Here is a 15,036-nt window from a genome sequence, read left to right on the forward strand (position 1 = left end):
GGAATTCTTCCTTGATCTGATCTGGACGGCNGAAAATGTGGGAATCGTTCAGCGTCATCGCGCGTACGCGGTGCAATCCTGTCAGTGCCCCGGACATCTCATAACGATGCTGCATGCCAAGCTCGGCGATCCGGATCGGCAGATCCCGGTAGCTGTGCATTTCGCTCTTGTACACCATCATATGGTGCGGACAGTTCATCGGACGGAGCACCAGCTCTTCGTTGTCGAGCTCCATCTTAGGGAACATGTCCTCTTGGTAATGCTCCCAGTGGCCGGAGGTTTTGTACAGTTCTACGTTACCGAGAACCGGCGTGTAGACATGCTGGTACCCCAGGCTTTCCTCAAGATCCACGATGTAGCGCTCGAGGGTGCGGCGCAGCTTGGCGCCTTTCGGCAGCCACATCGGCAGGCCTTGTCCCACCAGCTGGGAGAACGTGAAGATTTCGAGCTCTTTACCGAGCTTACGGTGGTCGCGCTTCTTGGCTTCCTCGAGGAAGTGAAGATGCTCATCCAGCTGCGCTTTCTTGACAAAAGCGGTTCCGTAGACCCGCTGCAGCATCTTGTTCTTGCTGTCACCGCGCCAATAGGCACCGGCCACGCTCATCAGCTTGAACACCTTGATTTTGCCGGTGGAAGGCAAATGCGGTCCGCGGCACAGGTCGAAAAATTCGCCCTGCTCATAGATGGTGATGACACTGTCCTCAGGCAGCGCGTTGATCAGTTCAAGCTTGTAGGGATCCCCGAGCTCGCCGAAAATGTCCAACGCCTCCTTGCGGCTGACTTCCTTGCGGACGATCGGCAGGTTTTCGCCTACGATACGCTCCATTTCCTTTTCGATCTTCTGCAGATCTTCCGGATTCAGCGGATGCTCCAGATCCATGTCGTAGTAGTATCCGTCCTCGATGACAGGTCCGACGCCGAGCTTGACCTCTTTGGCCCCGAACAGGCGCTTCACGGCTTGGGCCGTCAAGTGCGCCGTACTGTGGCGCATCACTTCGAGGCCTTCCGGCGAATCGAGCGTAACGATTTCCACCGCGGCTCCTTCCACGAGCGGGGTGGACAAATCGACCACGATGCCGTTCAATTTCCCTGCGGCCGCATTTTTCTTCAGGCCGCTGCTGATCGAAGCGGCGACGTCTTCAATGGTGCTTCCGTCCGCATATTCGCGAACCGAGCCGTCTGGCAGTTTAATGCTTACTGACACGTTGTATTCCTCCTTGGCATTTCGGCGGACAGCCGCCCTTTTCAAAATCGTACAGGCAACGCAAAAAACACCCATCCCTATACAAGGGACGAGTGTTTGTACCCGTGGTTCCACCCAACTTCGACAGACCTCCATATTCCCTGTTCCCGGTGAATACGAGATGGCTGTCCTTCAGCATCAGATAACGGAATGACCCGGCGGCTTATACTGAGCTTCCCCGACTGATCAAGAATCCGGGTAAACAGGTTCCAAACCGCAGCTGTAGAGGGGTAGACCGAAGCCGGAATTCGTGAGGAAATTTCAGCCAAGTTCCCTCTCTCTGACCGTCCGTATCTTCAGGTCCATGTCTCTGTCGACGCTTTTATCGAATTATGTGTAATTATAAATCCCTGTCCAGCGGCGAGTCAAGCTATATCTTCCCTGTTTCGCGGAAATAGGCGTGGCAATCCGGGCAGTAACGGCAAATTTCCACCCGCTCATCGAAAATCTGCATCAGCGTGCGAACGACGGTCATATGCGGTTCCCGCGTATGAATGACGATTTTGGCAGGGGACACGGAAATCAGCGTCGTGACGACCGTATCCTCCATTTGCAGGTCCTGCTGGTCCAGCCGCTCCACCACGACGCCTTCGTCATGACGGTACTCGAGCGGCCTTAAATCGCCGTCCAGCACGAGCAAATCCTGACCTCCCTTATGAATGACATGGGCGATCGGCACCTGCGGCTGCTGGAAATAGACGAAGTATTTCAGAATGCTGACAAACTCCTCATACTGCCGGTCCATCAAAAACTCATCCACCGCGTACTCCACGACTTCCTTCAGCTCTTTAATGTAAGCAGCGGAACGAAAGGTCAGAAATCCGTCGACATGGAGCAGCGGCCGTTCGCTCAGGCACTGCTTGATGCCGCGAACGAGCATATCGTAACGGCGGGACCATGAGCCCCCTTCGGAGCTTTTTTCCAGGCTCATCCGGCAGTGCTTCAAAATTTGCTCTTTTTCCTCCGGATCAGGAAAATCAAAATCATCAGCCAGAATCTTCTCGATCAGCCGCTGCTCTTTTTCCTGCAAAATGTAATGGGCCACCGTCTTGGCGGCAGCGGCGTACACCTGCTGCAGATGATGCTCCTTAAAGAATCGCGGATCGTCCTCCCGGCAGCTCCACAGCATCATATCCTCATGGACCGTACAGCTGATTGCGAGTGATTTGTACTTGTTATGTAAAACCTGGTTCGCTTCCGAAACCATGCGCTTATATTCCTCCGCTTCCCGCGGACTAAAGGTTCGGGCTGCTATGCTGAACAGTTCCATGGAGAACACTCCTTTCAAATTCCTTCTTACAAAGTATATGGTTTTAGCCGGGGGGATATACGGGAGGGATCGATGGAAAACAGGCTAACATTTCTCAGTTAAAATCGACATGAAATGCTTGGTAAACGGGCGTTTCCGCTGAATAAAAAAGGTGCCTTTTGCCGGGAAATAATAAAGGGCCTCCCCCTTTGAACAACAAAGGAAGAGGCCCCTATTCATATCTGAAATCGATGGGTTGTCAAGCCAGCCGGCCCGCAGCCTTGACCTTTACGAGCAGTGCATTGCCCGGCAGGGGTACGTACCCTTGGTCTTTTGTACAACAACAAAAAACCGCCTCGCATAAGCAAGGCGGCCGGTCGTATCAAGAAATATATGAGATCCGTTCTAGTTCTGCATGACGAAGTCGCGTTCCACCTGGGAACCTTCTTCAAAGACGCGAAGCGTTTCGTATCTCGTGTTCCGCTGCGCCGGGATTTTACCTGCTTCGCGGATCAGCTGCAGGATGGAAGTGATGTTAACCTTGTGCACCGCACCGGCGGAGGACACGACGTTCTCTTCCATCATGGTGCTGCCGAAGTCGTTGCAGCCGTAGCTGAGCGACAATTTGCCGACTTCCGGTCCCATCGTGACCCAGGAGGACTGCAAATTCGGCACGTTGTCCAGCACCAGGCGGCCGATCGCCACCGTCTTCAAATATGCTTCCGGCGTTTCGCGCTCCCGCTTCAAGCCCGTATTGTCCGGCTGGAACGTGAACGGAATAAAGGCGAGGAAGCCTTTGGAGTCGTAGCCGTTTGCGATGCATTCGTCCTGCGCGTCGCGGATGCGCAGCATGTGCAGGGCGCGCTCTTCCATCGATTCACCGAAGCCGATGACCATCGTGGCCGTCGTGTTCATGCCGATTTTGTGCGCCATCTGCATGACGTCCATCCAGTCGCGCCAGGTTCCTTTATGCCGGCTGATCTTGGAGCGGATCCGGTCGTCGAGGATTTCGGCGCCGCCGCCCGGCAGGGAATCCAGTCCTGCTGCTTTCAGCTCGCGCATGACTTGTTCCAGAGACAGCCCCGACACTTCCACCATTTTGCGGATTTCCGCCGGCGAGAAGGAGTGCATCGTGATGTTCGGGAACCGCTGCTTGATGCCCTTCAGCAGGTTCGTGTAGTAATCGAACGGCAGGTATGGGTTCGTTCCGCCCTGCATCAAAATTTCCGTGCCGCCGACGTCTTCGGTTTCCTTGATTTTTTGGAAAATCACTTCGTCCGGCAAGGTATACCCTTCTTTGTGCCCAGGGACACGGTAAAATGCGCAAAATGTGCAGTATGTATCGCACACGTTTGTATAATTGACGTTCCGTCCGATGACGAAAGTCGTAATTGGATCGGGATGAACCCTCTTCATCATGATATCGGCAGCATGACCCATTTTCTCCACTTCATTGCTTTCGAACAATGTCACGCTGTCTTCCAAATTCAGGCGTTCGCCCCGCAGTGCTTTATCCAGGATACGGTCAACCGCACTCATATTTGGCAGCCTCCTATCATATGTGAATTTTGTAACATAAATTAAAACATGACCAATACCATCTTAACACAATTGGCGCACAGGGCAAACGAAATTCATAGAATCCGTTGGCCGAACGTGGGCTGACGCGGACGTCGCGGGCTGGACGGAGGAAAGGCACCGCCGGAAGCGGTGCCTGTTTGATGATTTAACCTTGAAGCGCCTGATCCAGATCGGCGATCAGATCGTCGACGTCCTCGAGGCCGACCGAGAAGCGGAGCAGTCCGTCAGTAATGCCGCGCTCCAGCCGAACCTCTGCCGGCATTGCCGCATGGGACATCATCGCCGGATAGGACAGAATGCTCTCCACCGCGCCCAGGCTGACGGCCACGAGCGGGATCTGCGCGCGGTTCAGCACCTGCTTGGCCCGCTCGCCGGAGCCCACGTCAAACGAGACGACGGCCCCGTAACCGGTGGACTGCTTCTCGTGAATTTCTCTGCCGGGATGATCAATGAGCCCCGGGTAAAAGACCTGTGTAATATCCTGGCGCCCTTTGAGCCAAGCGGCCAGTACGGCGGCGCTCTCTTCGCTGTGCTTCATGCGTGCCTGCAATGTTTTCATGCCCCGCATCAGCAGCCAGCTCTCCTGTACGCCCAGCACCGTTCCCAGGCCGTTCTGCAGCTGCTTCAGCTGGCGGCCGATTTCCTCGGTACGGGCGACGGCCAGACCGGCCAGCACATCGCTGTGTCCGCCAAGGAACTTCGTGGCGCTGTGCAGCACGATATCCACACCCACCTCGATGGGACGCTGGTAATACGGCGTCATAAACGTGTTATCGACCATGGTGAGCAGATCATGCTCCTTGGCCCACTTGGTGACAGCTTCGATATCGGTAATTTTCAGCGTCGGATTCGACGGGGTTTCCATATATACGGCCTTGGTGTTCGGTTTCAGCGCAGCCTTCACCTGATCCAGGTCGGTCATGTCGACGAAAGTGCTCTCAATGCCGTGCCGGTTCAAAATGCTTGTAAGCAGGCGGTAGGTTCCGCCGTATACGTCCTCGGTCACGATCATGTGGTCGCCGGCCGACAGAAGCATAAACGTGCTCGAAATGGCCGCCATGCCCGACGAATAGGCGAACCCGCGCACTCCGCCTTCAAGCAGGGCGATATAGTCTTCCAGCGCCTGGCGCGTCGGATTGCCTGAACGGCTGTAATCATGCACCGGCGGATTGAAGATATCTGCATGGTGGAACGTAGACGCCTGATAGATTGGCACGCTGGAGGCTCCCGTCGCACCATCGATTTCCGAGCCGAAATGGAGCAGCTTGGTCGCGAATTTCCGCTCCTGCTTGCCTTTGTCCTGATGTCCTTTGCCCAAATCACTCATCCTTGGCTGCTCCCTTCCACTTCCTTGATTGCGGCATCCAATGCGCCGCCCAGATCCGCAATCAGATCATCGATATGCTCGATGCCTACAGAGAAACGGAGCAGGCGGTCGTCGACGCCGACGGCTTTGCGGATTTCTTCCGGTATATCGGCATGCGTCTGCACGGCCGGATAGGTCATCAGCGACTCTACGCCGCCAAGGCTTTCCGCAAAGGCGATCAGCTGGATGTGGCGAAGCACGGGCTCTACGTAACGGGCGTCCTTCACTTTAAAGGAGAAGATCCCCGTATTCCCCCGGGACTGCCGGCTTTGGATGTCATGTCCCGGATGGTCCGGAAGCGCCGGATAGAATACTTCGGCAACCGCCGGATGTGTCTGAAGGTACTTGGCCATCGCTGTGGCGTTGCTTTCATGGCGCTCCATCCGCAGGGCCAGCGTCTTCATTCCTTTCATGAGCTGATAGGAATCCGTCGGCCCGAGCACCGCCCCGATGGAATTGTGCAGAAACGCTATTTCCTCGGACAGCTCTTTGCCTTTGGTCACGATCAAGCCTGCAAGGACATCGTTATGTCCGCCCAGGTATTTGGTCGCGCTGTGCACGACGATATCCGCGCCGAGCTCGATCGGACGCTGGAAGAACGGCGTGAGGAGCGTATTGTCCACGATGGACAGCAAGCCGTGGCGGTGGGCCCAATTGGAGACGGCCTCGATGTCCGTAATCATCATGAGCGGATTCGTCGGCGTCTCGATAAACACCGCTTTCGTATTCGGGCGTCTGGACTGTTCCAGCTCGTCCAGATTGTTGGTGTCGACATACGTCGCGGTAACCCCGTATTTGGAAAGGATTCTTTCCAGCAGGCGGTATGTACCACCGTACAGGTCCAGCGAAACGATCAGGTGATCGCCCTGGCTGAACAGGGTGAAGATGGTTTGCAGCGCAGCCATGCCTGAGCTGCAGGCAAAGCCGGCATCTCCGGATTCCAGCTTCGCTGCCGCGGCTTCGAGCACTTTGCGGGTCGGGCTGGCGGTCCGGGCGTAATCAAAACCGGTGCTTTGCCCAAGCTTCGGATGGCGGAAGGCGGTTGCCTGATAAATCGGGAAGTTTACCGCTCCGGTCACAGGTTCTTCGACGGAGCCGATTTGGGCCAATCTGCTTTCAATTTTCCATGGTTCCTTTTCCATGTGCGTATCCTCCTGTAGGGTCGACTAAATTTGCGGCCAGACTTCAAGACTCTCCCCGATATCATAAGGAGTCTCCTGATATACATAGTAATTCAGCCAATTTGCGAATAATAAGTTGGCATGCGAGCGCCAGATGGCGAGCGGAGCCTGATTCGGATCGTCGTTCGGGTAGTAGTTAACTGGAATTTTCATGTCCATGCCTTTCGCGATATCGCGCTCATACTCCCATTTCAGCGAGTCCGGATCGTATTCGGAGTGGCCTGCCACAAAGATCTGCTTGCCGTCCTTGCTTGCTACCATATGAATGCCGGCTTCCTCTGACTCCGAGAGAATCTCCAGCTCCTCCACATGCTCGATATCCTCGCGCCGCACCTCGGTGTGGCGGGAGTGCGGTACATAGAATACATCGTCGAAGCCGCGGAGAAGCTTCACGTTGTTCTTCATCACCCGGTGCGGGAATACGCCGAAGCATTTCTCCTTCAGGTCCCACTTCGGAATGCCGTAGTGGTGGAACAATCCGGCCTGGGAGGCCCAACAGATATGCATCGTCGAAGTGACGTTCGTTTTGGTCCAGTCCATAATCTCGCGGAGCTCATCCCAATAGTTCACGTCTTCAAAATCCATTTTTTCGACCGGCGCGCCGGTGATGATCATACCGTCAAAACGGCGGTGCTTCACTTCCTCGAACGTTTTGTAGAACGACTTCAGGTGCTCCGAAGGCGTGTTCTTGGAAATATGGGAGCCGGGATGAAGCAGCACAATGTCGACCTGCAGCGGCGAGTTCCCAAGCAGGCGGAGAAGCTGGGTTTCTGTCGTTTCCTTGGTCGGCATCAGATTGAGAATCGCGATGCGCAGCGGACGGATGTCCTGGTGATACGCTTTGGTATCGTCCATGACGAAAATATTTTCCCGGGTAAGAACTTCTTTCGCCGGTAAAGTGTCGGGAATCTTGATCGGCATCGTTATCATCTCTCCTTTTTTCTGAAGACCGCGAAAATCGTAGCTTGAGAAGAAGCCGAGTATACAAAAATGACCTTTCCCACACAAAAGAGAAAGGTCATTACACGCTCATTACCGCGCCTCTCTCATCTGTCAGGAGACAACGCCTAAAGGCCGCTGCCATGCTCCTGCAAGAATTAGCACCGTGCGTAAATACCGCCGGTTGCCGGGTTTCATCGGGCTAGTCCCTCCACCTGCTCTTGATAAGATTTCGCTGTATTCAATTTTTCATTGTCTTGTTCCTTACTTTAAATCATAAGCCCATCCTTCGTCAAGACGCGGATTTGTCATTTTCGGCAGCATTTCGTGCACCGATCGAAGGTCGCTTCCATACCCTGTTATCGGGACCTGCCGGCCGCCATTTTGTTCTTGAAAGGAATAAAACCCGGCGTTATACTAGACAAGTGTTTCATACCCCGATATGACTGAGGTGACATGAAAGATGGAAGGCGACCCGAGCCCGAAGCTGAATGCATGGAAAACACAACTGCATAGACCTGAGATCAGCTTGCCGGCAGAGGGAAGTTTTCGTTTTCATGCCCGTACGTTTATTCAGTACTCCCCCCAAATCCCGCTGACCGGCAGCGCTGATTTCTTTTCTATGCTCAAACATCTTGAGCAAGGAGTGAAGTCATATGAAAATCCGGTTGGTAAACGAAGGAGTATTTACTCCAATCGATGACCTGCAAACTGTACTAACCCCACCTTTGGCCGGCTTTTACTGGATCGACGCCGACGTCGACGACCTCGCAGAGCTGCAGCCGCTGTTTTCGCTGCATGATCTGGCGGTTGAAGACTGTCTCAGCGACGAGGAGCAGCGCCCGAAGATCGAAATTTACGAAAACCACTATTTTATCGTGGTCAACAGCATCCGGTTTGACGACGAGGAGATTTTTCTGCGCGCACTGAACGTTTTCCTCGGAAGACACTTCATCATTACGGTGACGAAACAGAAAATCAACGAGCTGCGGTCGCTGAAGCCGATCCTGTGGGAACAGGAAGTCAGCGGACCGGACCGTTTTCTGTACCTGTTGATCGACCTCGTGGTTGACAACTACTTTGTGGTCGGCGACCGGATCGAAGCCAAAATCGAGAAGCTCGAAGAAGACATTCTCATGCACACGAAAAAGTCCCATTTGAACGAAATTATCGGTCTGCGAAGCGAGATTCTGTGGCTGAAAAAAGTGCTGGGTCCGCAAAAGGATGTCATCAATACGTTAAATAAAAAAGACCTCCGGCTGATTGACGATCAGCTGCAAAAATATTTCAGCGACATTTACGAAAATGCGGTCAAAATTTCCGAAACATTCGATACGTACCGCGATCTGATGAGCAACTTGCGCGAGGCCTACCAGTCAAGTATCGCCAACCGCGCGAATGAAATCATGAGAGTGTTTACGGCCATGACCGTGATCTTCATGCCATTGACGATCATTACAGGAATCTATGGCATGAACTTCGATAACATTCCGGAAATTCATTGGAAATACGGTTATTTCATGATCCTCGGCATCATGCTTGTCCTTGGTCTCGGCATGGTTGTCATTTTCAAGAAAAAAGACTGGATTTGAAAGTCAGCGCATCACCCCATCATCATGCATTGGAAAACAGGACGAAGGAGACGGCCGCATGCGGTTAGAGCCTTCGTCCTTTTTGCATGGTCACCATCCCTAACTCCGGCGGGGAAGCCCCCCGTTCACCCCACGCTTCTGCGGCTGCCGGGCTGCCGGCGGAACCGGATGCGGATCAGACGGATCCGCTCATAACGCTCCTCCATACCGCTTCCGGCGGCGGCATCCTCTCCGTATACTTGCAGCAGCACCGGCTTCAAGAGCGCATCGCCCAGCTCCTCCAACGCGGCCCACACCCGNTCCTGCTCCTCGTTCGGCACCTCCTCCAGCTCGCTTTGGATCAGCCGCTCGGTATCATACCCTTCCTTCTCCAGCTGCTCCAGCGCCTCCACCAAATCTCTGCGCGTCAGACCGCATTCCTGTTCCAGCTGCTGCAGGTTCATCCCCTCATAAATTCCCTTCAGCATGGTGCGCCGGGTACGGTATTTATCCAGGTCCTGCTTGTACTTATGCTCCTTCTGCTTGTAGGTCCACGATAGATATGACTGGTCGTCCAGGGCGTCATTCACCCAATCGAGCGGAAATTCGTGGCTGCGCTGCACCGTTCCCGCAATCTCGATCAGATCGGCTCCGTACTCCGACGCCTTGCTCTCCCCGACGCCCGGAAGCTGCAGCAGCTCTTCGATGGTATGCGGCACAAAGGCGCTGATCAGACGGAGCACCCGGTTGCTGGCGATAAAATAAGGAGCCTTGCGTTCGCTGGCCGCCTTCCTTCTCCGCCAAGCGGTGAGTTCGACGTACAGCTCCTCGTTGTTGTGCAGTTCGCTGTAGCAGTACAGCTTCTGTACAGCATGGCTGCGGCCCTTCAGCTCCTCTTCCTCATGGAACGTGCCGTCGATCAACGGGCGGAATCCTTCGCCGAGCTTGACCGCCAGGCCGTGTCTGTAAATGTACAGCATCTCATTCCAGGATCCGCCTTCATACCAAGCGGTATCCATGGCTTCCCCAGTCATCTCCAGATCCCTCCATCCGAGATGCCAGGTTCCCTCCTCTTCGCCGATCCATACCTGCGCGAGCTTTTCTCCCTCGCTTCCCGCATCCTTCACAAGCCGGTTCATAAAAACGATTTGCATGTTCACCAATTCCTCCATCCACGTAGGGTAATCAGCACAACGCAAAAAAGCACCTCTCTTAAATTAAGAGAGGTGCTTCCCCATTCGTGCAGATGTGCTGTTATAGTTTATCATACCATATTATGTAAAATGGTCAATGGGTTTTTCGCCAAATTGGATTCAAATGGAATGATTACAGATGAGACTTATGCCAAAAACATTTCATTCCGGTTCATCGTAAATGCCCGGATTACTTGGTAAAAAATAAATCATACGATTCCAATCCGAGAATTTTTCTGGAAACCAAGGCAACTCCGCCAAAGAGCGTTAATTCATGAATATGGTGGTCAAGCGAAATAATTTGCGTGGAGCCAAGCGGATCAAGAGAAGAATATTCTTTAATAATCTCGTCTAGTAGACATGGGAAAAAGGCGATAAATCGCGAGGAAAGAAACACAGCATCCGGAGCGCTGTATTGGATTAAATTATAAGTGATTTGTGCAATGGCTATGACCCATTCCTCCATGATAGCCGCAATTTGTTCATCCTTTATCTCCATTAAAAGAATAAAATCCTCTAACGTAAATCCTGGTCTGTTTTTCAATTTGCCGATCCGGTCAAGAACCGCTTTTTCGGAATAGATCTCTTCTAAACGCCAAATTTTTTTATTTTCCGACATGATAATGGATCGTCCTATTTCGCCGGACAATCCGTTTAAGCCTTTATACAGGCGTCTCTCGATAATCGTTCCTACGCCTATTCCGTTATGAATGTTTAAGGCCAGAATGTTATCGAATTGAATATCCTCGCTATGACGGTAAAAATCCCGGATATAAATCGCCGTGAGATTGGCCTCATTCTCGATGATAACGGGAACGTCGATCAGTTCCTTCAACGCATCGACTAAATTTAAGGATTGAAAGTCCAGGAAAGGACTATACAGGATCTGATTGTCCAATACCGGTGCGTGAAGCGAAATGGAGATTCCGACCAATCCGTTGATCGTATCATACTTTTCCAAATTCAAAATCACATTTTTCATCAATGCAAAAATCTCTTTTACTTTGTTCGTATATAATTTTAAGGACACATGATGAATAAGCTCGCCATTAATATAATTGACGGAATATTTTAAATAATTTACGCCCATATCAAACGCCAATACAAACCCAAACTTACGATTTAAGCGTATTAAATTGGGCCGACGCCCGCCAATGTTGGATGCTTCTCCTGTGCCTAGCTCTTCAATCAAACCTTGGTCTTGAAGCTCACGTACAATAGAAGAAACCGTGGATTTTTGAAGATTGATTTGTTCGGCTATTGAACTTCTAGACGTCTGATCAGTATTAAATAGAGCTTTTAATACCAACTTTTTGTTATTTTCTCTCATAACATCCTGATCAGTTTTCATAATCATTTGTTGTAATCCCTTTCAAATATTATCGTACTTAGAAGTATAGCATATTAATTAGAACGCCACGGTCATTTTGCGTCACTTCAATAACTCGTCCATTGATTTCGTTCCATGTCACATGGATCATCGACCAATGTCCCGTATTGTAATAGTTCACGAGTCCGGCCATCTGCTGGAAGGTGTAAGGCGAATACGCAACTGCCGTCTGAGCGTCGAAATAAAAGGACTGCCAGCGTCTTGCGACAAGCGACTGCTCGTGTTCATTCGTTAAGGAACCTTTGCCGAACAAGCGCAGGTTCCCCGGCTTTTCCGTCAGAGAACCCATCTGCTCATCAAACGGAACGCGCAGCGTACTAAAATTGATATTTAATGCCGCGGAATCAAAATGATCCGTTTCCGGATAGGTCGGCGCATACTTCGTTTCCGTGCAGCCTTTAGGAGCTTCGACAAACCGGCTTCCCTGCTTGCCTCCTACGATATACGGCCATTTTTCCTCGTTCCACTCCACTTTTTGAATCGCCGTTTCTCTTCCCAGCGTGCACCAGCCGCGCGGATCGCGGATCGATTCCGTCTCGCGGTGCCATGGGCGTCCCGTCAAATGCGCGAAATACCATTCGCCCGACGGCGTGTCCACCAATGAGCCGTGCCCGCATTTTTGCAGCTCCCCGTCAGGGGAATCAAACGCCGTCAGGAATACGTCGCCAGGCTGCGTTTCGTAGGAGCCGAACAGTTCTGTCGAACGGGCAACCACCTCTTGGTGGGTATAAACCGTACCGCCTTCCGCGCAAAACAAATAATAATACCCAAATAATTTATAAATATGAGGGCCTTCCACCAGCTTAACGTCGGTCCCTTTATAAATGATTTTTGCCGTCTCCGGAAGCAGTCTTTGCTGCTCAACCGAGTATTCCGTCAGCTTTATGCCGTTAAACGGATGGCGATACTCTCGATGATCCCATTCCATTTGGACCAGGTATTTTTTTCCGTTGTCGTCATGGAATAGCGAGGCGTCAAACCCTACACCGTTCAGCTTAATCGGGTCGCTCCAAGGACCTTCAATGCTTTCGGCGGTCGTCAAGTAATTAGTCATGTCCTTGAAGGCGCCCTCCGTCACTTTCACGTCGGTATAAACAAGCCAAAACTTTCCGTCAGCATAGGACAGATCCGGTGCCCAAATGCCCGCCGAATCCTTGTTCCCCTTCATATCCAACAGCGTTCTCGTGGAGAGCGGGTGGGTAATCAGCCTCCAATTCACCAAATCCTTCGATTCATGAATCTGCACGCCCGGAAACCATTCAAACGTCGAACTTGCAATATAGTACGTATCGTCAACCCTTACGATGGACGGGTCCGGATTGAACCCCTTTAATACCGGATTTTCGATTTGCATACAAGTATCCCCCTGATCTATTCAATTTATCATTTCGTGAAATCGTGTTCAAAATCACCTTTTACGCTTTCGTTTCAGCGCGTTTTTCGTCAAGTTGTTTGTTGATGCTGTCAACGTCCTTATCAGACAGTGGATAGAGCTTCATCACAATCATAGAAACAACAGCAAGAGCAGCAGGTATCCAAATAGCAGTTATATTAATTCCTGAAATGGCAAGAGCGGTTTGGTGATGCGCATGTTCGTCAAATCCATAAGCAGCAAGGAACCACAGTGGAACAGCACCGCCAATCGTGAAGCCAATCTTGAAGAACAGCCCCATAATCGCGTTGATAATAGCCGCATTACGTTTACCCGACTTCAATTCGCCATATGACACCACTTCAGGAACAAGGGCCCACATGAAACCAGTCGCCGAAGTCAAACCCCACTGTTTGATGAAAGTCGAAACATAAGCCAACCAAAGTTGATCGTGCATACCATCAAGACTCCAGACCCAAGTCAGTATTTCGCCGACCACAAACATACCGAGGAAGAAATAGAAGAAGCCCTTTTTACCGAATATTTTCTTAAGTTTTGGCCAGAATGCTGCAAAAGCGATACCAGGTATGGAGGCAATCAGCCCCACAGCACCCATCCACTCCGAGTGATCGACTGTGTATTGGTTAAAGTATCCGTTAACCGTATTCATGAAGAACATAAATGTAAATGCCAACATGAAGAATATTCCCAAGATAACCAATGGCTTATTATTCTTAAATTCAACAAAGAAATCGGAGACTTTAACATGTGCCGATTGTTCAGCATTGGCGACAACGCGTTCTTTCGTCAGCTTGTAGCAAAGGAACAGCGCAATGGCCCCAATAACCATATAAACGGCATAAACACCAAACCAAGCATGACCTGCAGAAGGGTCCGTATAAGTTCCCATATGAAGTTTTAGCCCAAACAAACCGGTGTCTTTGAGTTCGCGGTCCTTAGGTGCAGCCATTTGAACAAACATCGGGAACAATGTATAGACAAGAAGATTGGCACCGTTTGCAAGCATCATACGCGTCGTTGTGATTTGGTCAACAGATTTAGGATCGCGGGTCAATGAAGCGTTCAACGAACCGTAAGGAATATTGACGACGGAATAAACCAGGTCAAGCAAGAGATAAGTGATGAAGGCATAGGGCACAGAGTCGCGAATCCCAGGAATCGGCGCAAACAGCAGCGCAGCCAAAATAACGAGCGGAATGCCTGCACGAAGTAGCCAAGGACGATATTTGCCTGCTTTTGATGTGCGTTTATCGACAAAGGTACCGACCATTGGATCCCAGATAACATTGATGATCCGGACTATGGCGAAGATAAAACCTGCTGTTGCTGTACCGACAGCATTGACCGTCGTCATATAGAGGGCAAGGAAGCCTCCAACTGTACCAAAGACAAGGTTTTGAGCAAAGTCTCCAAAACCATAGCCAAGACGTTCAGCAAGACTAAGCTTGTGATACTCATTTTGCTGAACTTCATTTGTGTTATCACTCATGATGAAAACTCCTTCTAAGATGTAAATTTTACCAACACATTAGATCTGCTTTTCACTTCACTAAACTTCTAAACTCAAGTTAATCTTCTCAATTCTTAGGGGAAAAATTATACGAAACCAAATAAAAGCCCTTACATTTTCACAAATCATCCGACTCATTATTTTTCCCCCTGGGTTTACTTTTGAAAACCTATATTAGTTCGTCCATCAAACTAACCAATATAAATTTAACATAATAATTATCAATTATCAACTTCATGATTTAGACATTACGCGTCCAGTTTCACCCATCTGTATCCGTTCAGGAAACATAAAAAAACCGTAATTATTTACAATTACGGGTCTCAAACTTGTAATTTCTGTTATTCTTCCACTAGGTAAAAAAAACCCTCGGACCAATTTTTGGCAAACGGCTGCGATTGAATACGGCGCGAAGGCATA

At 50.9% G+C, this 15,036-nt stretch carries 12 protein-coding genes and 1 riboswitch; of the genes, 2 read left to right on the forward strand and 10 right to left on the reverse strand.

Annotation, left to right across the window (positions count from 1 at the left end):
* From thrS to metA, 6 genes are all read right to left on the reverse strand, one after another.
* Positions 1–1,204 (reverse strand): threonine--tRNA ligase (gene thrS / locus CPT76_RS02625; RefSeq protein ID WP_105441836.1); only part of this gene is annotated, 1,204 nt, incomplete at its 3' end.
* Between the two features lie 409 nt (positions 1,205–1,613).
* A complete protein-coding gene (locus CPT76_RS02630) occupies positions 1,614–2,513 on the reverse strand; it encodes a putative sporulation protein YtxC (protein ID WP_105441837.1) in 900 nt (299 codons plus the stop codon).
* A gap of 384 nt (positions 2,514–2,897) precedes the next feature.
* A complete protein-coding gene (gene mqnC / locus CPT76_RS02635) occupies positions 2,898–4,031 on the reverse strand; it encodes a cyclic dehypoxanthinyl futalosine synthase (RefSeq protein WP_089545734.1) in 1,134 nt (377 codons plus the stop codon).
* Between the two features lie 187 nt (positions 4,032–4,218).
* A complete protein-coding gene (locus tag CPT76_RS02640) occupies positions 4,219–5,400 on the reverse strand; it encodes an aminotransferase class I/II-fold pyridoxal phosphate-dependent enzyme (RefSeq protein WP_105441838.1) in 1,182 nt (393 codons plus the stop codon).
* Entirely contained in the window at positions 5,397–6,581 is a 1,185-nt protein-coding gene (locus CPT76_RS02645) for a PLP-dependent transferase (RefSeq protein WP_076170649.1), read from the reverse strand. The genes CPT76_RS02640 and CPT76_RS02645 overlap by 4 nt, the downstream gene beginning before the upstream one ends.
* 24 nt (positions 6,582–6,605) lie before the next feature.
* Positions 6,606–7,541, reverse strand: a complete 936-nt coding sequence (metA, locus tag CPT76_RS02650; RefSeq protein WP_105441839.1) for a homoserine O-acetyltransferase MetA — start codon at positions 7,539–7,541, stop codon at positions 6,606–6,608.
* Positions 7,542–7,663: 122 nt separating this feature from the next.
* Positions 7,664–7,790: riboswitch (SAM riboswitch) on the reverse strand.
* A gap of 232 nt (positions 7,791–8,022) precedes the next feature.
* Here metA and CPT76_RS02655 point away from each other — a divergent pair.
* Both CPT76_RS02655 and corA read left to right on the forward strand, forming a co-directional pair.
* Entirely contained in the window at positions 8,023–8,262 is a 240-nt protein-coding gene (locus tag CPT76_RS02655) for a hypothetical protein (RefSeq protein ID WP_105441840.1), read from the forward strand.
* Complete coding sequence (gene corA, locus CPT76_RS02660) at positions 8,216–9,151, forward strand: magnesium/cobalt transporter CorA (protein ID WP_105441841.1); 936 nt, start codon at positions 8,216–8,218, stop codon at positions 9,149–9,151. The genes CPT76_RS02655 and corA overlap by 47 nt, the downstream gene beginning before the upstream one ends.
* 125 nt (positions 9,152–9,276) lie before the next feature.
* Here corA and CPT76_RS02665 read toward each other — a convergent pair whose 3' ends face one another.
* From CPT76_RS02665 to CPT76_RS02680, 4 genes are all read right to left on the reverse strand, one after another.
* Positions 9,277–10,302, reverse strand: coding sequence for an HRDC domain-containing protein (locus tag CPT76_RS02665; protein WP_483870031.1), 1,026 nt, complete (start codon positions 10,300–10,302; stop codon positions 9,277–9,279).
* A 211-nt stretch (positions 10,303–10,513) separates the two neighbouring features.
* Positions 10,514–11,680, reverse strand: coding sequence for an ROK family transcriptional regulator (locus CPT76_RS02670; protein WP_105441843.1), 1,167 nt, complete (start codon positions 11,678–11,680; stop codon positions 10,514–10,516).
* A 31-nt stretch (positions 11,681–11,711) separates the two neighbouring features.
* Positions 11,712–13,067 carry a glycoside hydrolase family 43 protein gene (locus CPT76_RS02675; RefSeq protein ID WP_219845375.1) on the reverse strand — a complete coding sequence of 452 codons (1,356 nt, stop codon included), beginning with the start codon at positions 13,065–13,067 and terminating at the stop codon, positions 11,712–11,714.
* Positions 13,068–13,128: 61 nt separating this feature from the next.
* Positions 13,129–14,595, reverse strand: a complete 1,467-nt coding sequence (locus CPT76_RS02680; protein WP_105441844.1) for an MFS transporter — start codon at positions 14,593–14,595, stop codon at positions 13,129–13,131.
* Positions 14,596–15,036: the final 441 nt, after the last annotated feature.

The organism is Paenibacillus sp. AR247, from assembly GCF_002968895.1.
Taxonomy (GTDB): Bacteria; Bacillota; Bacilli; order Paenibacillales; family Paenibacillaceae; genus Paenibacillus_AQ; species Paenibacillus_AQ favisporus.